The sequence below is a fragment of the Mesorhizobium sp. B2-4-19 genome, assembly GCF_006441315.1.
GTDB lineage: Bacteria > Pseudomonadota > Alphaproteobacteria > Rhizobiales > Rhizobiaceae > Mesorhizobium.
On the sequence record NZ_VFUV01000006.1, the window covers coordinates 264,275 to 291,009 of the forward strand.

The following is a 26,735-nucleotide window of genomic DNA, read 5'->3' on the forward strand; positions in this document are numbered from 1 at the left end:
GAGAAAGACAATGCCAACCACAGAGAGAAGCGAGGCTCCTTCAATGAAGATCGATGGTTTTTTGAAAGTTCCGGACATCAAGGGCCCGAGCAAGCGCGACGGCCATGAAGACGAGATCGAAGTGCATGGCGTCGATTACAAGATGATAGCGCCCTACGACCCGAATTCGCTTTCGCGACGCGGCCGTGTGTCGATGGGAATGATCAAATTCATCAAGCACTACGACAAATCGTCGCCATATCTGAAGAAGGCGCTGTTCGAGAACAAGGCGCTCGACGAGGTGGTGTTCTCGGCACGCCGCACCATTGACGGCGAGACCAGCGACTATCTGGTCGTGACGCTCACCGACGCCTCGGTCATGGAGTACGATATGCGGCAGGCCACCGACGAGGCCGATCTTATCGAGGAAGAAGTCAGCTTCGCCTACAAGAAGATCAAGTTCGTCTACGACAAGGACGACGAGATCGAAATGGACGTCTATGTCGGCAAGTGAGGCCAAGCGGCCTGGCGCGAAGCCACAGCTTGCCGGCAGTTCGCGGGCAAAGCGCGAGGCGGTCCAGCCCTCGCTCTGGGACCGCCTCGTCAACGACTTGCCTGGTGTGGCGTCGGAGATCGACGGGCTGCGGCGTCTGCTGGATGAAGAACTCGGCGCCGAGCGCGTCGAGGCTCTTCTTGCCGGCAGCGCACGCGGCATCGATACCGACGCCGAACTCACGCCCGAGCAGAGGCGGCGCCTGCACCGGCTGGTCTTCCAGGCCGAGCATCGCGCCGAGATCGAAAGCCGCGGCGTGGTGGTTTCGGCACGCGTGCTGAAAGAAGCCGTGCGGCGCGACATCGAGGCCCTGTTCAACACCGAGCGCTTCGAATCCGTACCGATGCTCTCCGATGCCGAACACGAGCAGCCCCTGGACGAATTGCCGTCGCTGGCCGACTTTCCCGAGGTGCGCCGCAGCGTGGTTAATTATGGCGTACCGTCCTTTTCCGGCCGCTCTTCGCGGGATTTCGACCGCGATGCGCTGGCGCGCGAAATCCGCGCTGTGCTTGCCACCTTCGAGCCGCGCCTGAAGGAGAGCGCCACGACCGTCAACGTCACGCTCGCAGACAAGAACGTCGGCCTCAAGATCGAGATCGACGCGGTGCTGATCATGGCCCCGACACCGGAGCGCATGCGGCTGCGCACCACGATCAATCTCGACAACGGCCTGGCACGAACCGAATTCCGGGAGACCTGAGATGGATCGGGTCTTCGTGGAGTACTACGAAGAAGAACTGACCCATATCCGGGCGTTGGCAGCGGAATTCGCCGACATGCATCCGGCGGTCGCCCGTAATCTTTCCCTCGACACGGTCCCATGTCCCGACCCTTATGTGGAACGGCTGCTCGACGGCGTGGCCTTCCTGGCCGCGCGCACCCGCCTCAAGGTCGACGCGGAGCGCTCGCGCTTCTCGCGCGCCGTGCTCGATGTGCTTTACCCGGATCTGGTGACGCCGGCGCCGGCGACGGCGATGGCCGTGCTGAAACCCGGCCAGCAGGTGCAGTCGATGATTGCCGGCCACGCCGTCGCGCGCGGCACGCGATTGGTCTCCGGCCTCAATCCAGGGCTTTCGACACGTTCGACCTTCACCACCGCGCAGGAGGTCACGCTGTGGCCGATCGCGATCACCTCGGTCGGCTATTTCCAGGATCGCAGCGCGCTCGCGGCCGCCGGAATCGCGCCGATCGGCGACGCGCGCCGCGAGGCGGCGTTTCGCGTCACCCTCTCCCGGACGGGAAAGGGCAAGCTCAGCGAACTGTCACTCGACCGTCTCGACCTCTATTTCGCCGGGCGTGCCAGGGCACCCCTGCTTTTCGATGCAATCTTCGGCGCCTGCTCGGCTCTCGGCGCGCGGGCGGAAGGCAAGACCAATCCGCTGACGGCACTGCCCGAGCCCGAAATGATCGGTATCCGCGACGACGAAGCGCTGATGCCGCGCACCCGTCCGACCTTCGAGGGATATCGGCTGCTGCGCGAATATTTCATGATCCCGGAGCGCTTCCATTATGTGCGGGTCGCCGGCCTCCAGCCGGTGGTGCGCAAGTGCGATGCGGGGATCGAGATCATCTTCCTGTTCCGGCGTCCGGTGCCCGAGCTCGCCGATGTGACGGTTGCCGACTTCGAACTGTTCGTGACACCGGTCATCAATCTCTTCGAACGCGAATGCAACGTCATCGAGATCGATCCGCGCAAAACGCGTCAGGTGCTGCACGCCGACCGCACCCGGGCGCGGGATTTCGAGATCTTCCGGGTCACCCGGGTCGAGGACGCCGACGCGGAGAGCGGCGAGGCGACAATTCCCGAATTGTTCAGCCTGGGGCAGAATCGCGGCAGCGGCTGGGTCTATTCGACGGAGCGACGTCCGCGCCGGGCCACCGAGGACGAGCGACGCGAGGGCCTGACCCGCACCTCCTACACAGGCGACGACGTCTTCATAGCCGTCTCGCGGCCGGCAGGAAGCTTCCCAAACCGACCACTCAAGCGTCTCGACATCACGGCGCTGTGCACCAACCGCGACCTGCCGATCCTGGACGACACGCCGACGCTGACGCTGGAGACGGCCGATCCGGTCGAAGCGGTGCGCTTGCTTGGAGCGCTGCGGGCGCCGCAGCCGGCAATCCCGGCGTCCCTTCCGGCCAGCGCGGCAGGCGAATCCCGCGCCGACGATCTCGCCTGGCGGCTGGTGGCGCAGCTCTCTCTCAACTTCCTCAGCCTTGCCCAGGAAGGCCGTGGTGTCGATCCGCTGCATGCCTTGCTCGACCTCTATGCCGATCGCGGCGATCCCAGCCTTGCCCGCAACGTGCATTCGATCGTGCGCATCGATTCACGCCCGGTGATCGAGCGGCTCCAGATCGACGGGCCAATGTGTTTCGGACGCGGCACCGAAGTGACACTGCATGTCGACCAGTCCGTGCTGGCGGGGCAAAGTTCGCTGCTGCTTTCGGCCCTGCTTTCGCGGCTGTTCGCCCGCCATGCGGGGATAAACGGATTTGTGCGGACCCGTACCCGGTTGCTGCAGAAGCAGGAGGATGTGCCATGGCCGATGACGCCCGGCAATCGCTACCTGATCTAGCGGAGCCCGCAACGATTGCGGCCGAACCGTTGCTGGAGAGCTTTGACTTTTTCGAGCTGCTGCGGCGCCTGGAGCAGCGCGGTGGATTGTTCGGCCATTCCGGAACGGCCGACCGCGAGCCGGCGAGACTTGGCCAGCATGTACGCCTGAGCTTCTCGGCTCGCGATGTCGTCAAGCTCCAGGACGTCGGGGACAAGGCCCACGCGCGGGTGACCGTCGCCAATCTCGGGCTGCTTGGACCGGAAGGACCGATGCCATTGCATCTGACACGCTGGGTGCTCGACCGGCTGTCGCAGCGCTGGTTCACCGGGGCCGATGCCGAGCAGACCAGCGACACGACCTTCGTCGATTTCGTCAACATCCTGCAGCACCGCATGATGGCCCTTTACTATCGCGCCTGGGCTGACGCGCATCCGGCGGTGCAGGTCGAGCGGTCCGTCGGCGGGCGGGTTCGCGCCATGCTGGAGGCAATGTCCGGGATCGGCCTTCCCGGCACGCAGGATCCCGAACTCGACACTGTGCGACTGCGGCAGGCTGGATCGCTCGCCAGCCAGATCGACGGCGCGGAGCGGCTGACGCTGTTTCTCGCCACCGCCTTCAAGGTGCCGGTGCAGATCAAGGAATTCGTCGCCGCTTGGATCACCATACCGAAGGCACTGCAGACGCGTCTCGGCAAGGCCCATGCCGGGCTTGGAGGCGGCGCGACGATCGGGCCGCGGGTGTTCAGCCGCCAAAGCAGGATCGAATTGCGCATCGGTCCGTTGAGCCTCGACGACTTCAGGTCGTTCCTGCCCGGAGAACGGCGCCTTGGCCTGTTCAAGAAGGCGGTGCGCGACATGATCGGCGAGACGCTCGACGTCGATTTGCGCATCGTGCTCGCACGCGACGCCGTGCCGCCGCCACGGGTCGGGACCGTCCAGCTTGGCCGGACGACCTGGCTGGCGCGTCCCGCCGAAAAGGGTGACGCCGACGATCTCAGATTGCACACCATCGTCGGCTGGCGGCCGGAAATGGCGGAGGCAGCCGCATGAGCCTGCTGCTGACGCTGGAACAAGGCCCGCGCTCGCAAGTGGTCAGGCAGACCCGGCTGGACGAGGGCGAATTGGTGATCGGGCGCAGCGCCGACGCCGGCTGGCAGATCGACGACCCGGACATGTTCGTCTCACGCGCGCATTGCAAGATCAGCGGCGACCGGGATGGCTATTTCGTTACCGACACGTCGAGCAGCGGATTGTTCGTCGATGACTCCGACAGCCCCCTGGGTCCTGGCAGGTCGATGCGGCTGCAGAGCGGCATGCGGCTGCGCATGGGCGACTATGTCTTCCACGTCGAGGTTCAATCCAGAGCGAACCGGACGTCGGTCGGCCCAGCCCCTGTCGCCGGCCATCCCGCGCCTGCGTGGTCATCGCCGGGAGCGCGAACGCCTGCCAGCATCGGCGGTGACGACTTCTTCTCGGCCAAGGTCGAGGAAGAACCGCGCCCGCCACGCCCGGCGGACTTGCCGAACCCGTTCGAGCAGCCTGTTCCGGGGGCTTATGACCGCGCATCGAGCCAACGCAGCTCGCCTGCCTTCGACGACCCGTTCAGCCTCGACCCGGTGGCGTCGCAATCCAGCGATGCCGCTGCTCCAGGTCAGCCAGATCCGTTCGGGTTCGGCGAAATGCCTTCGCGCGACGATGCGTCCGGGCATGCGGCAAAGCCGGCCAGCTTCGATGACGATTTCAGCCTTGGGCCGGCCGCGACCCCGCCTCTGGCCAACGGCGCAGACCCGGCAGGACGTGTGCGGCATCAGGCTGAAAAGCAGCGCGCCGGGCATCCCTGGGATGTGCCGGTGCAGGCGGCCGAGCCACCGCCGCCGCGACGCGCCGCTCCAACGCCCAGGCCGGCGCGCCCGGCGCAACCCGCATCCGGCGATATGGCGCTTCGTGCCGCATTCTTGCGCGGCATGGGCGTCGAGGAGGCCGATTTTCCCGGCCGCGATCCGATCGCCGAAATGGAAAAATTCGGGCGTGAATACCGGCTGATGCTGGATGGCTTGATGCAACTCCTGCGCAAGCGCGCCGAGGAGAAGGGAAGCGCGCGCGTCGCCCAGACGGTGGTCGGTGCTTCCGAGGTCAACCCGCTTAAATTCCTGCCGACGGCCGAGGATGTCATCGTCACCATCATCTCGGAACGCAGTCCGGGCTTTCTCTCCGGCGAGGCGGCGATCGACGATGCGGTAAAGGATCTTGCACAGCATCACATACGCGCTTGGCGCGGCGTTCAGGCCGCGCTTCGGCGCATGATCGACCGTTTCGATCCGGCCGCGATCGAGGAAGAGCTCAAGTCCAATTCCGCCATCGGCAATCTGCTCTCCGGGGGACGTAACGCCAAGCTGTGGGAGCTTTACCAGAAACGCCATCGCGACATCGCCCAGAGCGCGGAATCGAGTTTCCTGGGCGAGATCGGCGCAGACTTCAGGGACGCATATGAAGAGGAGGAGTAGGACATGATCGACAGACGCGAATTCGTCGTTGCCCTTGGCGCGACGGGGCTGCTTGCGGCTTGCCAGAGCGGCCCGCCGAAACCATCGGTTATCTCGGTCAACGTGACCGGGGGCGCCGGCATGAATCCAGGACCGGGCGGCGGCGACAGGCCGGTGACGGTATTGGTGATGCGGCTTGCCAGCACCGGCAAGTTCAACTCGGCCGACTATTTCGCGCTGCAGGGCGATGCTAGCTCGGTGCTCGGTGCCGACCTCATCGGCTCCGACACGATCTCGGTCGCGCCAGGCAAGACGGCGGCCAAGACCATCACGGTCGAGCCGAACGCCACGGCACTCGGCTTCGTGGCGCTGATCCGCGAGCCGGGCGGACGCAACTGGCGCACGACCAAGTCGGTATCGCCAGGGTCGAAATTCACCGTCAATGTCAGCCTCGGCAAGGGCGGCATTTCCGCCTAGCGACAGGGGCCGCGGATGGTTGTGCGCAGAAAGTAATGGCATGAGCGAAGCAAACAGGGTGCTGTGGTCGGAGGGCCTGTTTCTCAGGACCCAGCACTTCCAGCAGCAGGATCGGTTCTTCGAGGGCATGGTGCGCGGCGCACTGCAGGCCGGCCAGCTCCATACTTTCGGCTTCCAGCAGCTGACCCTCGACCAGTCGCTGCTCGACGCCGGCCAGGTCTCGATCGTGTCCGCCCGGGGTATTTTCCCGGACGGCACGCCTTTCTCCATCCCGGAACTGATGGATGCGCCGAAGCCGCTGCCGGTCACTGCGGACACCGGCGCCGGTCCGGTGCTGGTGGCACTGCCGCTCGAGCCGCCCGGTGGCGTCGGATTCGATCCGGCGCATGCGGCATCGACGGGCGCGCGCTACCACGGCAGGATCGTTTCGGTGCGCGACGCCGTCCAGAGCGGCGCCGATCCGGAAGAGATCGAGATCGCCCGGCCGCAAGCCGCCCTGCTTGCACCCGGCAAATCGGTCGGCGGTTATACCGCCTTGCCGATCACCGACATAAAGGGTGTGCGCGCCGACGGCGGCATCTCGCTCGATGAGACGTTCCTGCCGCCGACGCTGATTACCGGCGCGGTCCACTGGTACCGGCAATTGCTGCAGGAAGTCGTCACCGGCCTCGACCAGATCGCCGAAGCGCATGGCAAGATGGTGATGGGCGGCGCCGGCCGCAGCGTCGAAGACCTTTTGATGCTGCACCTCGCCAATGCCGCTCGCCCGCGGCTTGCCCACATGCTGGCGCAGGATGTCTTTCATCCGGCCGAACTCTATCTCGAACTGGCCGGACTGGCCGGCGAGATGGCAACCTACGGCTCGAGCTCGCGGCGGCTCGGCGAATTGCCGGCCTACGACCATATGGCGCCCGGCCCCGCCTATATGGCGCTGGCCGACGCCCTGCGCTCGCTCATCCTTAGCCTGCGCTACATCGAGCCGAAATCGCGCGCGCTGCCGGTCATGCGGCACGCGACCAATGTCTGGAAAGTGCGCATCGACAACCCGAAGCTCTTGGTCGCCAGCCGCATCGTCATCCGCGTCGGATCGGAACTGTCGGAGGACGCGCTGCGCAAGATTTTCGTCAACCAGGCGACAGTCGGCGCCGCCGACCAGTTCGAAGGCCTTTGGAAGTCGCGCCTGCCGGGTATTCCGCTGAAACCGCTTCATTCGCAGCCACGCGAGATTCCCTATGATGGCGACCGGCTGTGCCTGGAGCTTGACCAGAAGAGCGAGCATTGGGCCTCGTTGCTCGACGCCCCCGGCTTCGTCATCGGCGTCTCCGGTGTCCTGCCGAGCGAGCCGCAGGTCGACTGCTACTCAGTGAACAGGTGAGGCCATGAGCCGGGATGATCCTTTCGGACTGTCGGAGGATCGCGAACGCACACGCATCAGGCTGGCGGGCGCCGCGCCACGGCCGATGGCGCCGCTGGCACCGGGCGCGCCGGTCAAAAGGGCGCGCGCCCATCCCAACACGCTCATCAATATATTCGCGCCATTGCTCGAATTCGCGCCGGAGCTCGAAAGCGCGCTGGCGCCGGAGAACCCGGAAGCGATGCGCACGCGCCTGCTCGACGAGCTGGTTCAGGCGCGCGACGCCACGATGGCAGCAGGCTCCTCGCTGGAGCGCGCCGACCAGGCGGCCTGGGCGGTGGCGGCGTTGCTCGACGACCTGGCGCTGAACACGCCATGGGGCGGCGCCAGCGCCTGGCCGCGCCAGCCGCTGGTGGTCATGCTGCGTGGCGATGTCGATGCCGGCACCCAGTTCTTCACCCGCCTTGACGAGTTGGAGCGCCATCCCAACCGCGACCGCGAGATGCTTGAGCTTCAGTATTACTGCCTGGCGCTCGGCTTCCGCGGCAAGTACCGGGTACCCGGCCGCGCCGGCGACCGCTCGCTCAATGCCGTCCGCGTGGCGGCCGCGCGCTTTCTGCGCAACGCGGACGCCGAGGACGCGCCGCTGTCGCCGAACTGGAAAGGCGTGATCGCTTCCGACGAGCCGCAGCGCTTCATCATTCCGATCTGGGTGATGGCACTTGCCGCGGTCGTCGCCGCCGCCGTCGCTTATATCGGTCTGTCGATGGGCTTGAGCAGCCAGGCGGTCGAACTCTCCGCCCTCGTGCGCACGCTGCCGCCGGCCTCGCGCGCGGACGTTGCCCGCGCCCAGCCCAAGCAGGACGCGCCCGCGCCTGAACCGCCACAGCCGGTCGATTTCGCGCTGCTGCCCGCGTTCAAGGCGGAAGCGCCGGCGAGCCTCAAGGGCGCGCTCAGCGGCACCGAGAGCGTCTCGCTGGCCAAGCTGATCATCCAGTCCTCCAACCCCGAACTCTTCCAGTCCTCGCGGCCGACACTGTCGCAAGGCTATGAGCCGCTGATCCAGTCGATCGCCAAGGTGATCCTCGCCAATCAGGAGCTGATCGGAAACATCACGATCGTCGGCCATACCGACAATGTGCGCCTGCAACGGTCCAATCCGCTCGCGAGCAACCAGCGGCTCTCGGAGGCACGTGCCCAAACCATAGCGGACCTCCTGGTGCAGGCTGGCGTGCCACAGGAGCGCATCCATTCCGAAGGCCGCGCCGAGTCCGATCCGGTGGCCGACAACTCGACGCGCGAGGGCCGCGCGCTCAACCGGCGCGTCGAGGTCCTGGTCGAGAAGAGGCTCTGAGATGTTCATCCTGCGCTTCCTCTGGGCGGTCATCACCTCGCGCTTTCTCTGGACGCTGATCGGCATTGCCCTGCTTTCGCTTTTGATCTGGGTGTTCGGCCCGATCGTCCGGGTCGGCCCGTACGCGCCATTCGAATCCGACAATGTGCGCATCGCCATCATCGCGGGGCTGATCATCCTGTGGCTGGTCTGGCTGATCATCGCGCAACGGCGCGCGATCCGCGCCAACCGCATGTTCGTCGCCGAGATCGCGGCACCCGTGACCGAAAAGCAGCTCACGCCCGGCGAGGAGAGTGTTGCAGCCGTCGGCGCCAAGTTCGGCGAGGTGATGGCCGAGCTCAAGCGGCGCAAGCTCGGCGGACGGAAGTTCCTGCGCGAGATGCCGTGGTATGTGATCGTCGGGCCTCCGGCCACCGGCAAAACCACGGCATTGCGCCAGTCGGGCCTCAATTTTCCAATCGATCTGACCGATGATCTGCAGGGTGTCGGAGGCACGCGCAACTGCGACTGGTTTTTCTCCGAGAACGCGGTGCTGATCGACACTGCGGGCCGCTACGTCCAGCAGGAGAGCCAGCCGGACGTCGACGCCGCGGAATGGCTGGGCTTCCTGGACCTTCTGAAGAAGCACCGCGGCCGCCGCGCACTCAACGGCGTCATTGTCGCGCTGTCGATCGATGCCCTCTCGGAGGGCGACGAGGCGATCAAAGCGCACGGCCGCAAGATCCGTCGCCGGCTGGCGGAGCTCAACGATCGCCTGGAGATTCGTCTGCCTGTCTACCTGATGCTGACGAAGGCCGACCTGATCAAAGGGTTCGAAGCCTTCTTCGGCGGCTTGTCGACGAGCGCGCGCGAGCAGGTGTGGGGAACCACCTTTGCGCTGGATGCCCGCGTCAACGCCGGCATGATCCAGACGGAGCTGGCCAAGCTTGGCACCGAACTGGAGCGAAGGCTGGTGCCGCGCCTTGAAGACGAAGACAAGCTTGGCTCGCGCGCCGAGATCTTTCGTTTTCCGGCGCAGTTGGCGAGCTTCTGCGGGCCGATCCAGGTGCTGATCGAGGCGATGTTCGGCGAAAGCCGCTATGAGGAAGCCGCGTGGCTGCGCGGCCTTTATCTGACATCGGCGACACAGGAAGGAGCCCCCATCGACCGCCTGACCGCGGCGTTGTCATCGTCCTTCGGGTTGCCGCCGCGCCGCGCCATGCCGGCGGCGCGCGTCGAGAAGCGCAGCTTCTTCCTCAGGAACCTCCTCACCGAAGTGATCTTCAAGGAGGCCGGCCTCGGCACATTCGATCCGCTGGCGCAGCGCCGCCGCGCCTGGATCTGGCGCGGGGCCGCCGCCGCCTGTGCGCTGGCGGCCGTGCTGGCCGGCGGAATGTTCACCTGGTCCTACCTCGACAACCGCAATGCGATCACCGAACAGGCCGGCCAGTTCGAAGCCCTGCAAGGGCCGCTCACCCAGGTCGCCGCCACGCCGGCCGCGGTCGAGCAGCCGACCATGGATGGCGCGCTGGCGGCGATGGACGCGGTGGCGGCCGCCCGAACGCCGCCGCCCGACGCCGTCCATAACCTGCTCGGCCCTACCGCGTCGCCGGAGCTGGTGCGCGCCCAGACCGATACCTACGACCATGCGCTGCGCAACGTGCTCGAGCCGCATATGGTCGCCCTGCTCGAGGCCACGATGTGGCGGCAAATCCGCGATCCGGATTTCATGCTCGGCGCGCTGAAGACCTACCGGATGATGACCGGCCTGTCGCAGATGGACACCGATTTCGTCCAGAACTGGTGGGTGAACAGCCTGCCGCAATTCGCGCCGGCTCCGCCTTTCCCCACGGCCGACGCCGAAGAGCACCAGCTCGCCGCCATCCGCCGCATGGCCGTCGACGACAGCTACATCGCCCCGGACAAGGCACTGGTCGCGGAGGCGCTGAAGACTGTATGCACGATCTCACTGCCGCAGCGCGCCTACAAGCAGCTCCTGGCCGACCCGGAAGTAGCCGCCGTCAAGGAATGGGTGCCGGCCAATTTCGCCGGGCCGAACGGCGCCAAGGTGTTCGCGCGCCGCTCCGACAAGACGTTGCGCGTCGGTGTTCCCGGGCCTTACACCTATGCGGGTTTCCACGACGCGATCCTCGACCGGGTCGAGGATGTGGCGGGACAGGCGGCCCTCGATCGCGCGGTGTTTGCCGGCGGCTGCTCGGAGAATTCGGAGACGTCGGTCTCGGCGCTCTCGCAGGACATCCTGAAGCTCTACTACGACGACTATATCGCCCAGTGGGACTCTTTCCTGCGTGACATGCGGCTTGCGCCGCTTACCGATCTCAACATCGCCAGCGAAAACCTCAAGGATCTTTCCAGCGCCGACTCCGCGCTGAAGCGCCTGTTGACGGCAGTGGTGCAGGAGACCGACCTCACCCGCTCCGAAGATGCACCGGCCGACGCTGCCGCCAAGACCGGCTCCAAGCTGCTCAGCAAACTCGGCAAGCTGGGCAAGGTGGTGACCTCGGGCGCCAAGCTCCTGCCGCGCGCCGGCTCCGCCAACCAGGTGGACATGACCGGCAGCTTGGTTGCCGAGCATTTCAAGCCGCTCAAAGGCACCATCGCCCAGGTCGACGGCCAGCCGCCAGCGCTCGACGCCGCCGTCGTGGCGCTGACGGCGCTGTCGAATGTGTTGCAGACAGTGACCGCCAATCCCAACCCGCAGGATGCGATCAAGAAGCAGGGCGGGCTTGCCGAACTGACAGGCGCGGTCGCCAGGCAGGCGCAGATCCTGCCTTCGCCGATCAACGAGTGGCTGGGCGGCATTGCCGGCGACACCAGCGGCCTGTCGCAGAAGGCCGTAACCAACGAACTCAACGCCATCTGGCGGGCCGACATACTCCCGTTCTGCCAGGCGGCGCTCAACAACCGCTATCCGTTCAGCCCGGACAGCGCGGTCGATGTCAATGTGCGTGATTTTCAACGTCTTTTCGGACCGACCGGCCTGATTGATGCCTTCACCAACGACCATCTGATCAACTATGTCGACACCGCCAGCGAACCGTGGAAATGGCGTGCCGATTTCGGCCTGGACCCGGCGGCGCTCGCTGCGTTCGAGCAAGCGAGGCATATCCGCGACGATCTGTTTCCGGGCGGCACCGGCCCGGTGATGAACTTCACGCTGGAGCCCAAGGACCTCTCCCCCAACGTGACGCGGGTCACACTCAACCTCGATGGCCAGAACCTCGTCTACTACAACAACGCCACCAGGCCGCAACCGATGACGTGGCCCGGCAAGGATGGCACCGGGGTGATCTCTCTCGCCTTCCAGCCGGTCGACGGCTCGCCCGAAGTGATGCTCAACGAGACCGGCAGTTGGGCGTGGCTCAGAATGCTGCGCGGCGGCCGCTTCGCCGCGACCAAGCTCACCGACGTCTACAGCCTGCGGCTCGGGACGAAGGGGATGTGGGCCGATTTCGAACTCAAAGCCGCCAGCGTCGAGAACCCCTATACGCTCGAAATGTTCAAGAAATTCACATGTCCGCCGCAGATCTGATAGCGCCCGGCTTCTATGGCAAGATGCCCGCCACCGGCGATTTCGTGACCCGGCGGCTGCCGGCGGATTTCGTGCGCGGATGGGACCGCTGGCTGGCGCAGCATGTCGTGCCGCTGTTCGGGCTTGAAACCTGGCCGCAGCACATTGCGCTGCGTTTCCTCAGCGGGCCTGGTTCCTTCGGCGCCTCGGCCGGCATTGTACTGCAAAGCGCCGACAGGGTCGGCAGGCAATTTCCGCTGAGCGTCGTCGCGCGTCTCGATGAAGCACCGCTGAAGCTTGCCTATGCCGATGCCTGGTTCGAAAATATCGAAAAAGCCGCCTTCGCCGCGCAACGGGGCGAGATGACGCCGGACGAACTCGACGCCGCGCTGGCCGCCCTGCCCGTTCAGCTTATCGATGGCGAGGGCGATGTCATCGACGATCTCGTCATGTGGTCGGCGCATACGGATATTTTCGATGTCGACCAGCTGGCTCCGCAGCCGGTGCTGGAGCAGATCGCCGCCAGCCAGATGGAGGCGAGCTGATGCAGATCTGGAACCAGATGGGCTATCCGCATCAGTTCACCATGGGCATGGACAAGGCCGGCCACGAATGGATCGTGGTCGTGGTCAAGGGCACTTTCGATTTTCCGACGAAGCCTGGTGGGCTGGTGCAGAAATCGGCCGAACAGGTTCCGTTGGTCATGGCCGACACCCAGACCGGCGTGCCCGGCTATTCGGCGACGCTGTGGGAGACCGATTTCGCCTTCCGCAAGCCGCGCTGCGACGTGATCGCCAATGGCTGTGCCTATGCACCGGGCGGGCGTCCAGCCGAGCGCGTACCGGTCGGCATCAAGGTTGGAAATTGGTCAAAACTGTTCGAGGTGGTTGGCCACCGCGAGTGGCGAGCCATCGGGCCTTTGTTTACCGCTACGGCTCCGCAGCCCTTTCTGAAGTTGCCCATTTCTTATGACGTCGCATGGGGCGGCGTCGACCGGCTCGACCCGGAGGACGAGCTTCCAGCCAGCTACAAACACAACCCGGTCGGAACCGGTTGGTCGCGCGCGAAGAACCAGCGGCTGATACCCGGCCTGAGGTTACCGAACACCCAGGCCGTCGGCGAGGAAATCCGCTCACCGTTCGGTGATTACAAGCCCATGAGCTTCGGGCCGATGGGCCGTGGCTGGCCCGGGCGCATTGAGTTCGGCGGCACCTACGACCAGAACTGGGTCGACAATGTCGCACCCTTCTTGCCGAGCGATTTCGACGAGCGCTATTTCCAGATGGCGCCGCCCGACCAGCAGATTAGTCATCCAAGGGGCGGTGAAGACGTGCAGCTGATCAACCTGACGCCGGCCGGGAAGGAAGGCTTCCGCCTGCCACCGGCGCAGCTGCCTCTCGCGCTTTTTAGCGGCCGGGAAAAAGTATTCGAGCAGGAGGTCGCTCCCGATACGGTGCTGTTCGATGCCGAAAACAGACGCTTCAGCCTGGTGTGGCGGATCCAGCAGCGTATCCGCCGCACCATACTTGATTTTACCGAATGCTGGATCGGCCCGCCGAGCCAATCTATGCTGAGGGCCCGCGCAACCGGCCGCCGCTATGTTCGTGCCAATGGGACAGCTCCTGAAGAAGAGAGCGAGGATGCATGAATGCCTCGCTCGACATCGTCGCGGTCGGCATGGTGACTGCAGTCGGTCTCGACGCGCCATCCTCATGCGCAGCGATGCGGGCGGGGATCGACGGTTTCGGGGAAACGCGCTTCACCATCCCCGGGGGCGACTGGCTGATAGGGGCGCCCGTGCCCCTGCCGCGCGCCTGGGTAGGTGAAAAGCGCATGGCCCATCTCGCGGGCGGGGCTATTTGCGAGGTATTCGATGCGATGCCCCAGGCGCGCGGTCGCACGGCGCTGATGCTGTGCGTGCCCGAGGACGGGCGTCCGGGCCGGCCAGTGCGCGACTATGCGCTGCTGTTACGCCGCATCGCTGAGATCGTGGAAGTCGAGGCCCATTCCCGCTCACGCGTGATCGCCCATGGCCGGCCATCAGGTATCGTGGCGCTGGATCATGCAAGACGGCTACTCGCGGCAGACGAGGCCGAATATGTCATGCTTGTCGGGATCGACAGCTACTTGACGCCGCATACGATAGCTCATTACCTCAACCAGCGTCGGCTGCTCACGAACGACAACCCCAACGGTTTCATTGCGGGGGAAGCGGCGGCAGCGGTGTTGTGCGCAAAGCCAGGCCGCGGCAACCTCGAACTCTACGGCATCGGGCTCGCTCGAGAGAATGCCTTCATCTACAACCCGCAGGATTTGCCCCTTCGGGGCGAAGGCATGATCTCTGCCTACCGGGCAGCGCTCAACGAAGCGGGGGCGCAAATGCACCAGGTAGGATATCGCATCGCTGACCTCATCGGCGAACACTACTGGTTCAAGCAAAGCACGCTGGCGGTGAGCCGTGTAACACGCGTTGTGCGGGAATTCATGGATATCTGGTCGCCGACGGAGTCTGTCGGCAATGTCGGTGCAGCGGTCGTGCCGCTGATGCTGGGCATGGCCTATACGGCCGCGCAAAAGAACTATGCTGGCGGAAATAGTGTCCTTATCGAGGCCTCCAGTGATGCCGGGGCCTGCGGCGCGGCGATTTTTAGGGGTCGGCGATGACCGTCTACGCCAACGGTCTCGAAGTCTCCTGCAAAGCCCAGGGCGATAAGGTGATCGCCGCCTTCCCCGATGTCTGTTTCACGCCGCCGGAAAATCCCGCGACGCCGCCGGGCGTGCCGATCCCCTACCCCACGTTCGGCTTCGACTCTGACACGGACAAGGGCACCGGCACGGTCAAGATCGGCGATGAGACCATCAGCCAGAAGAACAAGTCGTACTACACAAAGACAACCGGCACCGAGGCCGGTTGCGCCGCGAAGAAGGGCGTCATCAACTCCAAGAACACCGGCAAGAAATATTGCCGCGCCTGGTCCTCCAATGTGAAGGCCGACAAGGAGCCGATCACCCGTTTCTCTGACATTACCACCAACAACCATGCCTCGACCGACCCGCCGAACGCGCCGACACCGCAGCCGCAAGTCGGCGGAGCTGGCCCCGGCGGCGAAGCCGACACCGAATGCCCCCCAATCGGTCCATATGACCAGATCGAGTGTGATAGCGGATCTCATAAGCATCACATCGTTCCCGACATGTGCTATCGACTATCCAGCAGGCGTGCCCGGCCGCGCGTCGCGATACCGAACGCCCCGACACTCGAACAGGGTATCTGTATCTGCTTGACGGAAGACCAACACTCTGGCCTTCACAGTGGCCTCAATCAGCAACTCAATCAAATGGGACAGGTACCCCGCGCTGCTGGTGGTCTAGCCTCTGGTGCCACAACTGTCACCCAGACAGCGCCCTTGGAAGATTGCGTAGATGCTTCCATAGCGTCGATCGCAGCCATCCCAGATTTGCATCCCGATTGCGTGGCAAGAGCGGCTAAAGAGGTTGCTGATCAGGCCAGTCCGGCTATCGCGGCAAATCAACCTGGGAGGGCAAGTACGCGCCTGCCCAATGCCGACGCCCATCAGGTATTGTTTCGAGGACACTACTAATGCTCAAAACCGAAATGCGAATTCTCAGTGCCTGCGCCATTTCAGCGCGGTGTTTTTGCATAGCGCTGTCCGAGCTTCATTTCGACGATCCACTCAGCATCGTTCTTATCTGGGAGGAAGGTCTCCAACAGCCTTGGTCGCGGATCGATATCCAGCGGAATGTTTACTCGATTACCGTCGGTCGCTTCGATGAAGATTCAGAGCCGTGTTTCGTTGCGATGAGCGACGAGGGCGACGTTTATTTTCTGGATGACCGAGACAATCGACGTGAAAAGATACCAGGAGCCGGTATCCATAGCGAGGATGCTGTCGGGCTAGGGAGCCTTCATGTAATCCGAAATCTGTCGGGGCGGCTGGTAGCAGCCGGGCAAAATGCCCAAGTCTACGAGCGGAAGGGACCTGATGATTGGCAGCGGCTATTTGATCAGCGTCCCACCACCGAGACGCCAGGTGACATGATTGATTTTTCAACAATTACCGAAAATAACAAATCTGGCTTGTTACTAGGCGGGGTGCTGCGCCCCGGCTACCAGCGTAAAGAAGATGCCATTGCCGCCCTCAAAGCTGGAAATTCCAAACTCTATGCGCAACTTGTAGTTAGAAATAGAAGAGTTAACGCTGGTTGCCTCTATAGTCTGCACGATGAACACTGGAGAAATATAGATCTACCTACAAATTCCATCGTACGGGACTTGATAAGCTTTGCAGGCCAACAAATATTTCTTGCCGCTGACGGCGGCCTACTTCTGGAGATTCGCGGCGACGATGAAGTTGGCGAACTGTCGGCAGGGACGACGACCGAGCCAATGTTAAGTCTTACGAATTTTCAAAATACACTGTTCGTCGCGTCGCGCTCGAAGATTTTTCAAAGGGAGGGAGATGATTTAGCAGAGGTCCTGCGCGATGTTCCGCCGGAGTTTAAGGCGACAGTAAGACTGCAAGGTGTTGGTCACATGCTATGGCTTTTCGATTCTATCGGCGTAGCTCGTTTCGATGGAACGAATTGGACTGAGATCGAGATCCCCCCGGAACTGCTGCGTCCAACGTTCAGGGGCCTGCAGCAACCTCAATGAAGTACGGTAAGCATCAACTGCGCGGAAGTGGCGCCAGGTGGGCTGAGATATAGGCGCGGACCTTTCCGAGATCGAGATCAACCACGCGCAACGCTGCAGGCGGCGTCAACATGCGCACAACAAACAATTCACCAGCTTCCGGAAACTCTGCAAAACATTTCTGAGCGATCTTCAAGCCGTCGTCTCCAGCGACCCGCAATCCGTCGAGGTGCGCCTCCAGCCGCTCGATCAGGCGGGCCAGACGTTCCTCGTCCATGTCCGGGTTCTCGTCGGGATTGAGCAGATGGCGGTCGTAGATGTTCCATAGATGCGCCGCCATCTCGGCATGCTGGCGCACGATCTCGGGAAGGATCGGAGCCGGCATCAGTTCAGGTTCACCGAGCCGCCCCGCACCCGGTTCGTGGCACTGGCGTGGCTTGTCACGTAGGTGCCGCGAATCAGGATGCGGCCGTCCTTTTCCATGACGATCCGCGCCTTGCCACATCGAAGCTCGATGCGCTCGTCGCCAACGATCAACACGTTTTTGCCGTCGCGCATCACCTGCGGCGCTGCGTTCTTGCGGGTCGGCTCAACGATGCGCCCGACGATCAGCGGCCGGACGGGGTTACCCTCCTGAAACAGCAGTGCCACTTCCGCACCCACCATCGCTGTTGTCAGTTCGGTCAGACTGCGCGCCGGAATCGCTTCTTCCCGCGGGTTCCCGGGAAATACCACTAGCGGGGCAGCGCGGTCGAAGCCGAGAAAAACGCCGATCACCACACCCTCGATGCGCTCTAGAACATCCGCCATCGCCTTCTGTCCTCAATTTTGGGTAATCTTGCTGCCCTTGATCGATACATCACTCGACGCCTTCGCGTTGATCTTGCCCGACGCGTTGATCGACACATCCTTGCCCTTGATGACGATATCGCCGTTCTTTTTCATGGTGATGATGGCATCACCGCATTTAAGGGTAATTGAATCCTTCGCCTCTACGGTCAGATTCTTGCCAACGACGATTGCCGCATCGTCTCCTACCTGGATGAGGCTCTTCTTGCCGATCTTGAGTTCATGAGCGCCGTTGACCTGGGTCGAGTTGTCTTCGCCCACCTTGACAATCCACGTCTTGGCGATCTCCGAATTCTGCGCGCCGCCGATCTTGACGCCCTGATCGGCGGCGATTTGCACACTTTGGCTGGCACCGATATTCCAACTGTCCGCTGCCCCGATGTCATGGCTCTGCGCTGCGCCTACGGTCACCGACCGCGTCGCACCGATTGTATTCGTTTGCGGCCCGCCGACGCTTCGTGTCTCGGACGCCCCGACCGTATCGATGCGGGCAGCGCCAACAGTCACGGTCTGGACAATCCCCACCGTCTGCGAATGGTTGGAGCCGATCGTCTCCGTCGAGTTCGAACCGATACCGATCGTCTCGTTTGCCCCCACCGTCAGCGATCGGTTCTTACCCACCGTCTCGGTGTCGTTCGACCCGATGTTCGTCGTCTGGTCGACGCCGATCTTGACGGTCTTGTTGTTGCCGACGTCTTCATCGAGGTTATGGCCGACGGAGTGCTTGGCGTCATGGTCGATGCGGTCGGACTGGTCGTGCTGCACCGTCTTGTTGCGGTCGTGCTTGATCAGCAGATGATGATCCTTCTGCGCCTGGAAGTTGACCAGTTCGGACCCGGCCTTATCCTCGAACATCAGCTCGTTGTAACCGCCGCCGCCTTTCGAGGAATTGGACTTCCAGCCCGATTGCGTGGCGTTGCCCGGCAGCGCGTAAGGCGGCATCTCGGAGGCATTGTAGACGCGTCCGGTGATGATCGGCAGGTCCGGATCGCCCTCGATGAAATCGACGATGACCTCCTGGCCGATGCGCGGGATCTGGATGAAGCCCCAGCCGCTGCCGGCCCAGGTCTGGGACACGCGCACGAAGCAGGACGAATTCTGGTCCTTCTTGCCGAGGCGGTCCCAGTGAAATTGCACCTTCACCCGCGCGTATTTGTCGGTGAATATCTCCTCGCCCGAAGGGCCGACCACCGTTGCCGTCTGCGGGCCGCGCATGATCGGTCTGGGCGTGATGCGCGGCGGCCGATAGGGCAATTTCGTCGGCGCTACGCCCAGCACCACCTTGAAATTCTCGCTGTGAGCCTCGTTCTGGGTCCGGTAGCCCGGATCGAACAGCCGGTATTCAGCGCTCACAACCAGATATTCCGTGTTCTGGTCGTCGCGCGGAAAGCTTTCGAGCGTGAACTTGCAGCCGGAAAAAAGGCCACGCACCGTACCGACGGCGGTGTTGCGCTGGTGCACCGCCTGGAGCTCCTCGCGGCGAACGCCCGCGATCGTGTCGCCGCGCCCGACATCGAGATGCGCGCCGGGCTGGCGGTAGTTTTCGCCCGAAGCCTCCTTGTGGCTGAAGGGCTGGGCGGACTTCGCCATCAGATCGGCGCCGGGCTTCTCGAAGTCATAGTCCGTATGGGCGAAGGCGCCTGGCCGCACCGCACTGCCCGGGATCCATTCGGTGATGTATTCGACGTCGCGTCGCGAGCCATAGCCCTCGAAATTATAAAGCACCTTCTCGTAGCCTGGAGCCGGCTTCAGCTTGCTCATCGCATCGCACAGCACGAGCGTGTGCTTGTCCTCATCATGCTCGAAGAAATAGAAAATGCCTTCGTGCTCGAACAACCGCTGCACGAAATCGAGATCACTCTCGTCATACTGGACACAGTATTCGCGTGATGGATACGAGCCCTGCAGGCGCTTCTCGAATTTTGCGATGCCGTATTTCGAAAAGATCTTTTCGACGATCTCCACAGCGGTCATGTTCTGGAAAATGCGGCAATCGGTGGTATTTCCGAGGAACCAGAGCCATGGTCTGACGGTGGCCTCGTAATAGGCCAGCCGATCCTCCATGCGCGTAAGCTTGAAATCCGAAACCAGGCCGCTGAACCAACGCTTTGGATCGGATTCACCTTCGACCGAAACGACGCCGCCCAGCATCTTCAGCGGATCGACGTCACGGCTCTTGCTGACGAACCCGACTGTATAGGCAAAACTTCGGCTGATCTCGTCACGACCGACGAGATGAGTGAACGTCAGCACATCGGCGCCAACCGGCGTGTGTGCAATCGTGGCACGTTCGTTCGGCATGGGGCGTGCCCCTCCTCGACGCGACCGCCAGTGTGATGGATTGAAGCCCCCGCTCCGTAAACTGCGTCACGCTCGGAAGGTTTTCGAATTCACCGCATCGGACCGCTGCAAGCCTAGCATATGTTTGATGGAGGCCAAACAGAAGCAATGTCTAAACCGTGGCGTGCATTCATGTGAGGCGCACCTCTCCCACTGCGCTGGCAAGATGCTAGAATGCCTGGGATTTCAGGTTTGCCAGTGGCGTCGAATGTTCATTTCGCTCCAGATCAGCAATGTTGACAGGCTGCCGCCAGGCATAGCGACGAGCTATGCCGCCCGCGACCGCAGCTTCGAAATCGGGCGCGAAAATTGCGACTGGACACTTACCGACCCCGACAAGTTCATCTCGGGCCGGCATTGCGAAGTCCACTATCAGGCGGGCTCGTTCTGGCTTCATGACGTCTCGCGCAACGGCACTTTCGTCAACGGCTCCAGCCAGCGCCTGAATGCGCCGCATCGGCTGACCCAAGGCGACCGCCTGCTGATCGGCCGTTATGTCGTCGCCGTTTCGGTCGACGAAGAGCGTGTCGCCACCGGGCATCCGCAAGCCGGGACCGGTTCAACGCAACGCGAGTTGCCGCCCTCGACGGGAACGCCGCTGGAACCCGGCAGCGCGCCATTCCACAATCCAGCGGAGCAGCGCCTGACCGAGGCAAGGCCGGTGCCGACGTCTTCGGCGCTGCAATCCACCCCCGCTGCCCCGGCCAAGCAGTCGGCGGAAGCGGACGCGATACTGCGCGATATCGCCAGGGCGGCCGGCTTGTCGCCGGAGCTGTTGCAGTCGCGCGACCCGCATGACGTCGCTGCCGAGATCGGTGCGGTGCTGAGAACCACGGTCGAGCAACTGTCCTTGCTGCTCAAGGCGCGGGCGGCGGCCAAGGTGCTCGCCAAAAGCGCGCACCGCACGATGATCGCCGCCGAGGACAACAACCCGCTGAAATTCGTGCCGGGCACCGACGACATACTCGAGATCATGTTTGCCAGGCGCCGGGCCGGCTATCTCGATGCCAGGCACAGCATCGAGGACGCGTTCCGCGACCTGAAGACCCACGAAATCGCAACCTACGCCGCCATGCAGGCCGCGCTCTCGCGGCTGCTCGACGACCTGTCGCCGGAGGCGATCGCCAAAAGAATCCCGCCTGCGTCCTTTTCGTCCAGGAAAAGCCAGGCCTGGGACGCGCTCGTCGCAACGTGGCGGACGATGGAGGACAAGCACGAAAACGGCATGTTGGATGTCTTCCTCGCCTATTTCGCCGAAGCCTACGCCAAGGCTGGCAAGCAGAAATAGCCGCGCTCGGCAAATGTCGTCGGCAACGCTCCTACGGGCTGTGGGAGGGGCCTCGTGGAAGAAGCCGCTTCCTTGATCATCCTGCTTTCCGATTTCAATCGGCTTGCGGTGCGACTAGGATAGCGCATGGGTGCTTGCCTGGCTGGCAAAGCGGCGTGGCTTGGGGCGTGTGCAGGAATGTCATGTTTCGGCAAGATCAGTCTTTCCATCCGGCTCGCTGTTGATACCCAGCCTGGTACGCGCACCTCGACGGTGGCGCGCCGATGAGCTCGAAGGACGATCCCTCCGAGCCGCCGGACAAAACCGTCATCCGCGCGCCACGGCCGAGGCAAAAGCCGCGCGTGGCTCCCGATGGTTCCGGTGCGCCATCACCCGCCAGGGAATCGACGGTGTTCGACCCCGGCCTCGGCCGGCAAATGCCCCCCGACTGGTCGTCCGGAACCGTGGTCTTTCAGGAAGGCGGCCATGGGGCTGAGCCCGCGGCGGCACCGGCGCTGCGGCAGGACGCCTTGCTCGACGCCACCGCTGGCGTGAAGTATGCCGCGACAAATCCTATCCTTGCCGCCGCGGCCCCCTTGCTCATGCTGTTCGGTCAGCTACGCCTGATACCGGTCGAACGGCAAGCCGCAGCCTTGGCGGAACATATCGCGGACGCCATCGAGACCTTCGACCGCACCATCGCCAAAGCCGGTATTGGGGAAGAAAACGCACGGATCGCGAAATTTGCGCTTTGCGAAACCGCCGACGATCTGGTCGGCAACCTGCCCTGGCCGAACAAGGAAACCTGGCTTCAGCACAGTCTGGTGGTGCAGTTCTTCCACACACGACCGACAGGAACCGGCTTCTATGAAGCGCTGAACAATATCCTCGCCAAGCCTGACGCGCATTACGACCTGCTCGAATTGATGCATGCCTGCCTGTCGCTGGGGTTCGAGGGCCAGTACCGGGGATTGTCCGGCGAACGGAACGCGCTCGAGCGCGTCCGGCGCGACGTCTACGACACGCTGCGCTATTCCAGGCCGCGCGCCGCCGAGGACATTTCGCCCCGGTGGCAAGGCATGGCGGCGGCGATGGCCAGGCCAGGAGGGCGGCTGCCCCTGTGGGCGATCGCAGCCGCTGCGGCGACCCTGGTGACGGCGGCCTTTTTCGGGCTACGGATCCTGATCACCGATGAAGGCGATGCAACCGCCGGCGCGCTGCTGGCGCTCAATCCTTCCACCCCGGTCACCATTGAACGCGCCAGCGTGGCGGCACCCGCCGAACCGGCACAAGCCAAACCGCCGCCACCCGCTCCCCCGGACACCACGCAGATCGACCGCATCCGCGCGGCACTTGCCCGGGAGATCGCCGCCGGCGGACTGAACGTCGGCACGAAGGGCGACTTCGTCGTCGTCGAGATCAGCAACCAGCTTCTGTTCGCATCCGGCCAGGCTGAGTTGAAGGCACAGTTCCAGCCGATCGCGGCCGATATCGCCACGGCCCTCGACGCCGAAGCCGGACCGATCGAGATCGTCGGCCACACCGACAATGCGAAGCCGAAGAAGTCGAGCGCGTTCAAATCGAATTTCGATCTCTCGGTCGCCCGCGCGAAGGCCGTGCAGGCGATGATCGCCAGGCAATTGAAGGATCCATCGCGTCTGAGCGTGGACGGCAAGGGCGAAGACGAACCCATCGCCGACAACGCGACGGCGGACGGCCGCGCCAAGAACCGCCGCGTCGACGTGATGATCCCGAAACAGGAGACCTTGCGGACCGGATCGGCGGAGAACGGCAACTGATGCGCTGGATGCTGCGGATATTCAGCGTGCTCGCCTTGGCCGGCTTCTCCGCCGCCGTCTGGTATGCCGGACTGCTGATCCGCTTCGCCGATAGCCGCCCGCTCGGATCCGTGTGGCTCAGGGCGGTCATCATCGGGGTGACGGTGGCCGTGCTGGCGTTGTTCTACGGCATCGGCTTCTGGCAAAGACGCAAGGCGCAAAAGGCGCTCGAAGCGGCCATCGTGCGCAGCGACGAGCGCAACGACGATGCACAGGTGCTCGAAGCGCGCATGAGCGAGGCCATCGCGACGCTGAAGCGGACGAGCGGCAAGCGCAACTTCCTCTATGATATTCCCTGGTACCTCATCATCGGCCCGCCAGGCGCCGGCAAGACGACGGCTCTGGTCAATTCCGGGCTGAAATTTCCGCTTGCGGGCTCCGGCCATGCCCAGCCGGTGGCCGGCGTCGGCGGCACGCGGTCATGCGACTGGTGGTTTACCGATGAGGCGGTGCTGATCGACACGGCCGGCCGCTACACGACGCAGGAATCGGACCGCGAGCGCGACAAGGCAAGCTGGCTTGCTTTCCTCGGATTGCTCAAGAAAAACCGCGTAAGGCAACCGATCAACGGCGTGATCCTGGCCATCAGCCTCGCCGATCTCATCGGCCTCGACGACCAGCATATCGAGGCGCATGTAACCGAGATAAGAAGCCGCCTGCGCGAATTGCACGAGACGCTGAAGATCCAGTTTCCCGTCTATCTGCTTTTCACCAAGGCCGATCTCGTCTCCGGCTTCATGGATTATTTCGGCCAATTCGACGAAGCGCGCAGGCGCAAGGTGTGGGGCGCGACGTTCCAGACCGCCGATCGCACAAGGAACATGGCCGGCGAGGCGCCGGCCGAACTCGACGGGCTGGCGAAGCGCTTGGCGGAAGAAGTCGTCGATCGCATGCAGGAGGAGGCCGACCCCGTGGCGCGCATCGCCATCTTCGGCTTCCCGGCACAGTTCGGTGCCCTCGGGAACCGGATCGCGCATTTTATCGGCAGCTTGTTCGATGCCTCCCGATCGCATGTCAATGTCAGCCTGCGGGGTCTCTATTTCTCCTCTGGTACTCAGGAAGGAACCCCGTTCGACCAGGTGCTGGGCACGATCGGCCGCAGCTTCGGCAGCACCTCGCAGACGCATTTTTCCGGCACCGGCAAGAGCTTCTTCCTGCACGATCTCCTGACCAAGATGATCTTCCCGGAATCGGGCTGGGTATCCTTCGACCGAGCGGCCGAACGGCGCGCCAGGCTCGCGAGACTTGGCGGCCTCGCCGCCATTGCGCTGGCGGCCTTGGCGGCTCTCGGCGTGCTTGGCCTCAGCTTCTTCGCCAACAAGTCGCTGATCGCCTCCACCAGGCAGGCTATGGCACAGTATCGCGACAGCGCCGATCCGCTGCTCAAGAGCACGACGGTGACCGACGTCGACCTCGAAAACGTCATCGGCCCGCTCGACCAGCTGCGCAACCTGCCGGCCGGCTTCGAGAACGGCGACCAGGCAAAACCGATCGAGGAGACGTTCGGGCTCAGCCAGCGCGAGAGGCTGCTGTCGGCCTCCAGGACCGCCTACCGGCAAGCGCTCGAGCGGACATTCCGCTCCCGGCTGCTGGTGCAGGCCGAGCGCACCATCCAGGCCAGGATGGCCGATCCGATCGCGCTTTACGAACCGCTGAAGATCTACCTGATGCTGGGCGGCAAGGCTCCGAAGGTCGATGACGAGTTGATCGTCTCCTGGATGAGGCAAGATTGGGAAGAGAACCGCTATCCCGGCGAGAACAACCGCGAGGGCCGCGCGCAGCTCGAAAAGCATCTGCGTGCGATGCTTGCGCTCGACCACGCCTACGATCCCGTCTTTGAGCTCAACCAGCCACTGATCGAGGCCGCGCAACGCTCGCTTGGGCGCATGAGCCTTGCCGACCGCGCTTCGGCGCTGATCAAGTCGGCGATCTACGCCGCAAGGCTGGAGGACCTCTCCGTCGCCGCGAAAGCCGGCCCCGAGGCGCAGCTGCTGTTCGAACGCATGGATGGCAGCGATCTTACCGATTTCAACGTTCCCGGGCTTTACACGCGTGCCGGCTTCAACCGCTTCTTCCTGCCGCAGCTCTCGCGCATCGCGCAAATGCTCGTCAACGACCAGTGGGTGCTCGGCGGAGGCGGCGAACAGGGTGGCATCGACCAGGACCTGCCCAAGCTCGGTCCCGAACTGATCGACCGCTACGGCAAGGAATTCTCCTCTGCATGGAACCGCGTACTCGACCAGCTCAAGTTCAAGGCGTTGCTCAAGGACAAGCCGCAATATCTCGCGCTTTCCGCCCTCGCCGCGCCGGACTCGCCTCTCGATCAGCTGTTCACCGCGATCGCCGATGAGACTGCATTGACGAAGCAGGACACCACGGCCGAGGGCGAGAGCAGCGCGGCACAAGAAGACCCCGCCAGCATGGCCAAAGGTCTGGCACGCATCGGCCTGCAGATCGCCGGCGGCAAGTCGCAGAGCCGAGCCGGATTGGGCTCGACCGTCGCACAGTATGCCGGCGCGAGCGTCGAGGCGCGGTTTCGACCGTTCCAGGCCCTGGTCAGCGGCGCCAGTGGACGGCGGCCGCTCGATGCGTTGACGCGGAATTTCCGCGACATCTTTCAAAGCCTCAAGCTTTCGGCCGATGTCCCTTCACAGACCGAACGCGTCAACGCCAACCTGCAGCTGCAGATCTCCACGCTGCGCGCCAATGCCTCGCGCCTTCCGAAGCCGCTTGCGCGCATGGTCAACGCGGCAGCGGACGAGTTTGAAGGCAATGTCGCGGAAGCCTCGGTGGCCAACCTCAACCAGAACCTCGACCAGACGGTCACACGAGCCTGCGAGGAGGCGGTCAACGGTCGCTATCCCTTCGCCAGTGACGGCACCGAAGAGATCTCGATAGCGGATTTCGCCAAGCTTTTCGCGCCGGGCGGGCTGATGGACCGCTTCTTCGCGCAGAACCTTGCGCCGCTGATCGACATGACCGGCCAGGAATGGACCTGGAGACAGGATGTCCGCTCCAGCCGCGACCTGGCGAAGTCGACCTTGAAATCATTTCAGTCGGCCGCCGAAATCCGCAGCGCCTTCTTCCCTTCCGGTGGCTCGGTGCCGTCGGTTTCGATCACCATCACGCCTTTTTCGCTGAACGGCGACGCCGACAATGCGGTGCTCGACATTGACGGACAGACCGTGCAGAGCAGCCAGGCCGGGAGCGCGCCAAGCACCGTGACCTGGCCAATCGGCACTGCCTCCGGTTCCGCCAGCCTTAGCCTGATGCCGGAAATGCCGGGCCGCGACTCCGCTCTCAAATTCGAAGGACCGTGGGCCTTGAAGCGTCTGTTGGACAAGGCGACCATCACCGCCAATGGCGCCAACACCGAAGCCCGCTTCGTGATCGGCGGACGAGACGTCGCTTACACGATGCAGGCCGGACCGGGGGCCAATCCCTTCCTGCTGCCGGCTCTGTCCGGCTTCAGCTGTCCGAAGGCGTTCTGACATGGCTGTGTTCCAGCGCGCCGTCGCC

General features: G+C 63.7%; 20 protein-coding genes. 17 read left to right on the forward strand and 3 right to left on the reverse strand.

All coding sequences use genetic code 11. The features are described from left to right. Positions 1-43: 43 nt before the first annotated feature. The 14 genes from FJ546_RS13680 to FJ546_RS13745 are packed head-to-tail and all read left to right on the forward strand — an operon-like array spanning position 44 to position 16,943. Positions 44-493 (forward strand): Hcp family type VI secretion system effector, encoded by a 450-nt coding sequence (locus FJ546_RS13680; protein WP_162034372.1) that lies wholly within the window; start codon positions 44-46, stop codon positions 491-493. Further along, on the forward strand, positions 480-1,232 hold the full coding sequence (tssE, locus tag FJ546_RS13685; RefSeq protein ID WP_140889807.1) for a type VI secretion system baseplate subunit TssE: 753 nt from the start codon (positions 480-482) through the stop codon (positions 1,230-1,232). Before FJ546_RS13680 ends, tssE begins: the two co-directional genes overlap by 14 nt. A gap of 1 nt (position 1,233) precedes the next feature. Further along, on the forward strand, positions 1,234-3,108 hold the full coding sequence (gene tssF / locus FJ546_RS13690) for a type VI secretion system baseplate subunit TssF (RefSeq protein ID WP_140889808.1): 1,875 nt from the start codon (positions 1,234-1,236) through the stop codon (positions 3,106-3,108). Continuing rightward, positions 3,072-4,139, forward strand: coding sequence for a type VI secretion system baseplate subunit TssG (tssG, locus tag FJ546_RS13695; RefSeq protein ID WP_140889809.1), 1,068 nt, complete (start codon positions 3,072-3,074; stop codon positions 4,137-4,139). Before tssF ends, tssG begins: the two co-directional genes overlap by 37 nt. Continuing rightward, positions 4,136-5,593 carry a type VI secretion system-associated FHA domain protein TagH gene (gene tagH, locus FJ546_RS13700; protein WP_140889810.1) on the forward strand — a complete coding sequence of 486 codons (1,458 nt, stop codon included), beginning with the start codon at positions 4,136-4,138 and terminating at the stop codon, positions 5,591-5,593. The genes tssG and tagH (FJ546_RS13700) overlap by 4 nt, the downstream gene beginning before the upstream one ends. 3 nt (positions 5,594-5,596) lie before the next feature. After that, on the forward strand, positions 5,597-6,049 hold the full coding sequence (tssJ, locus tag FJ546_RS13705) for a type VI secretion system lipoprotein TssJ (RefSeq protein ID WP_140889811.1): 453 nt from the start codon (positions 5,597-5,599) through the stop codon (positions 6,047-6,049). A 40-nt stretch (positions 6,050-6,089) separates the two neighbouring features. Next, positions 6,090-7,424, forward strand: coding sequence for a type VI secretion system baseplate subunit TssK (tssK, locus tag FJ546_RS13710; protein ID WP_140889812.1), 1,335 nt, complete (start codon positions 6,090-6,092; stop codon positions 7,422-7,424). Positions 7,425-7,428: 4 nt separating this feature from the next. After that, the gene (tssL, locus tag FJ546_RS13715) at positions 7,429-8,757 is read left to right on the forward strand and encodes a type VI secretion system protein TssL, long form (RefSeq protein ID WP_140889813.1); all 1,329 of its coding nucleotides are present in this window, start codon (positions 7,429-7,431) and stop codon (positions 8,755-8,757) included. A 1-nt stretch (position 8,758) separates the two neighbouring features. After that, complete coding sequence (gene tssM / locus FJ546_RS13720; RefSeq protein ID WP_140889814.1) at positions 8,759-12,289, forward strand: type VI secretion system membrane subunit TssM; 3,531 nt, start codon at positions 8,759-8,761, stop codon at positions 12,287-12,289. After that, positions 12,271-12,813, forward strand: a complete 543-nt coding sequence (tagF, locus tag FJ546_RS13725) for a type VI secretion system-associated protein TagF (RefSeq protein WP_140889815.1) — start codon at positions 12,271-12,273, stop codon at positions 12,811-12,813. The genes tssM (FJ546_RS13720) and tagF overlap by 19 nt, the downstream gene beginning before the upstream one ends. Beyond that, entirely contained in the window at positions 12,813-13,916 is a 1,104-nt protein-coding gene (locus FJ546_RS13730) for a DUF2169 domain-containing protein (protein WP_140889816.1), read from the forward strand. Before tagF ends, FJ546_RS13730 begins: the two co-directional genes overlap by 1 nt. Continuing rightward, complete coding sequence (locus FJ546_RS13735) at positions 13,913-14,932, forward strand: beta-ketoacyl synthase N-terminal-like domain-containing protein (RefSeq protein WP_140889817.1); 1,020 nt, start codon at positions 13,913-13,915, stop codon at positions 14,930-14,932. The genes FJ546_RS13730 and FJ546_RS13735 overlap by 4 nt, the downstream gene beginning before the upstream one ends. After that, entirely contained in the window at positions 14,929-15,870 is a 942-nt protein-coding gene (locus tag FJ546_RS13740; RefSeq protein WP_140889818.1) for a DUF4150 domain-containing protein, read from the forward strand. Before FJ546_RS13735 ends, FJ546_RS13740 begins: the two co-directional genes overlap by 4 nt. After that, a complete protein-coding gene (locus FJ546_RS13745) occupies positions 15,870-16,943 on the forward strand; it encodes a hypothetical protein (RefSeq protein WP_140889819.1) in 1,074 nt (357 codons plus the stop codon). Before FJ546_RS13740 ends, FJ546_RS13745 begins: the two co-directional genes overlap by 1 nt. A gap of 13 nt (positions 16,944-16,956) precedes the next feature. Here FJ546_RS13745 and FJ546_RS13750 read toward each other — a convergent pair whose 3' ends face one another. From FJ546_RS13750 to tssI, 3 genes are read right to left on the reverse strand one after another with little or no spacing between them, the layout of a single operon-like run. Further along, the gene (locus tag FJ546_RS13750; protein WP_140889820.1) at positions 16,957-17,307 is read right to left on the reverse strand and encodes a hypothetical protein; all 351 of its coding nucleotides are present in this window, start codon (positions 17,305-17,307) and stop codon (positions 16,957-16,959) included. Continuing rightward, on the reverse strand, positions 17,307-17,732 hold the full coding sequence (locus tag FJ546_RS13755) for a DUF6484 domain-containing protein (protein WP_140889821.1): 426 nt from the start codon (positions 17,730-17,732) through the stop codon (positions 17,307-17,309). Before FJ546_RS13755 ends, FJ546_RS13750 begins: the two co-directional genes overlap by 1 nt. Positions 17,733-17,744: 12 nt before the next feature. Further along, positions 17,745-20,072, reverse strand: a complete 2,328-nt coding sequence (gene tssI / locus FJ546_RS13760) for a type VI secretion system tip protein TssI/VgrG (RefSeq protein WP_140889822.1) — start codon at positions 20,070-20,072, stop codon at positions 17,745-17,747. A gap of 247 nt (positions 20,073-20,319) precedes the next feature. On the opposite strand from tssI, the gene tagH (FJ546_RS13765) reads away from it, so the two are divergent. The 3 genes from tagH (FJ546_RS13765) (at position 20,320) to tssM (FJ546_RS13775) (ending at position 26,707) form a co-directional block, all read left to right on the forward strand. After that, positions 20,320-21,399 carry a type VI secretion system-associated FHA domain protein TagH gene (gene tagH, locus FJ546_RS13765; protein ID WP_140889823.1) on the forward strand — a complete coding sequence of 360 codons (1,080 nt, stop codon included), beginning with the start codon at positions 20,320-20,322 and terminating at the stop codon, positions 21,397-21,399. A gap of 263 nt (positions 21,400-21,662) precedes the next feature. Continuing rightward, the gene (gene tssL / locus FJ546_RS13770) at positions 21,663-23,177 is read left to right on the forward strand and encodes a type VI secretion system protein TssL, long form (protein WP_140889824.1); all 1,515 of its coding nucleotides are present in this window, start codon (positions 21,663-21,665) and stop codon (positions 23,175-23,177) included. Continuing rightward, positions 23,177-26,707 carry a type VI secretion system membrane subunit TssM gene (gene tssM, locus FJ546_RS13775; protein ID WP_181167922.1) on the forward strand — a complete coding sequence of 1,177 codons (3,531 nt, stop codon included), beginning with the start codon at positions 23,177-23,179 and terminating at the stop codon, positions 26,705-26,707. The genes tssL (FJ546_RS13770) and tssM (FJ546_RS13775) overlap by 1 nt, the downstream gene beginning before the upstream one ends. Positions 26,708-26,735: the final 28 nt, after the last annotated feature.

Excerpts from the sequence above, each read along its gene's own strand:
- FJ546_RS13680 (WP_162034372.1), top strand. The coding sequence starts at position 44 with ATGAAGATCGATGGTTTTTTGAAAGTTCCGGACATCAAGGGCCCGAGC.
- tssE (WP_140889807.1), top strand. The coding sequence starts at position 480 with ATGTCGGCAAGTGAGGCCAAGCGGCCTGGCGCGAAGCCACAGCTTGCC.
- tssJ (WP_140889811.1), top strand. The coding sequence starts at position 5,597 with ATGATCGACAGACGCGAATTCGTCGTTGCCCTTGGCGCGACGGGGCTG.
- FJ546_RS13745 (WP_140889819.1), top strand. The coding sequence starts at position 15,870 with ATGCTCAAAACCGAAATGCGAATTCTCAGTGCCTGCGCCATTTCAGCG.
- FJ546_RS13735 (WP_140889817.1), top strand. The coding sequence starts at position 13,913 with ATGAATGCCTCGCTCGACATCGTCGCGGTCGGCATGGTGACTGCAGTC.
- tssG (WP_140889809.1), top strand. The coding sequence starts at position 3,072 with ATGGCCGATGACGCCCGGCAATCGCTACCTGATCTAGCGGAGCCCGCA.
- tssM (WP_181167922.1), top strand. The coding sequence starts at position 23,177 with ATGCGCTGGATGCTGCGGATATTCAGCGTGCTCGCCTTGGCCGGCTTC.
- tssL (WP_140889824.1), top strand. The coding sequence starts at position 21,663 with ATGAGCTCGAAGGACGATCCCTCCGAGCCGCCGGACAAAACCGTCATC.
- tagF (WP_140889815.1), top strand. The coding sequence starts at position 12,271 with ATGTCCGCCGCAGATCTGATAGCGCCCGGCTTCTATGGCAAGATGCCC.
- tssM (WP_140889814.1), top strand. The coding sequence starts at position 8,759 with ATGTTCATCCTGCGCTTCCTCTGGGCGGTCATCACCTCGCGCTTTCTC.
- FJ546_RS13730 (WP_140889816.1), top strand. The coding sequence starts at position 12,813 with ATGCAGATCTGGAACCAGATGGGCTATCCGCATCAGTTCACCATGGGC.
- FJ546_RS13755 (WP_140889821.1), bottom strand. The coding sequence starts at position 17,732 with ATGGCGGATGTTCTAGAGCGCATCGAGGGTGTGGTGATCGGCGTTTTT.
- tssF (WP_140889808.1), top strand. The coding sequence starts at position 1,234 with ATGGATCGGGTCTTCGTGGAGTACTACGAAGAAGAACTGACCCATATC.
- tagH (WP_140889810.1), top strand. The coding sequence starts at position 4,136 with ATGAGCCTGCTGCTGACGCTGGAACAAGGCCCGCGCTCGCAAGTGGTC.
- FJ546_RS13740 (WP_140889818.1), top strand. The coding sequence starts at position 14,929 with ATGACCGTCTACGCCAACGGTCTCGAAGTCTCCTGCAAAGCCCAGGGC.
- tagH (WP_140889823.1), top strand. The coding sequence starts at position 20,320 with ATGTTCATTTCGCTCCAGATCAGCAATGTTGACAGGCTGCCGCCAGGC.
- FJ546_RS13750 (WP_140889820.1), bottom strand. The coding sequence starts at position 17,307 with ATGCCGGCTCCGATCCTTCCCGAGATCGTGCGCCAGCATGCCGAGATG.
- tssI (WP_140889822.1), bottom strand. The coding sequence starts at position 20,072 with ATGCCGAACGAACGTGCCACGATTGCACACACGCCGGTTGGCGCCGAT.
- tssL (WP_140889813.1), top strand. The coding sequence starts at position 7,429 with ATGAGCCGGGATGATCCTTTCGGACTGTCGGAGGATCGCGAACGCACA.
- tssK (WP_140889812.1), top strand. The coding sequence starts at position 6,090 with ATGAGCGAAGCAAACAGGGTGCTGTGGTCGGAGGGCCTGTTTCTCAGG.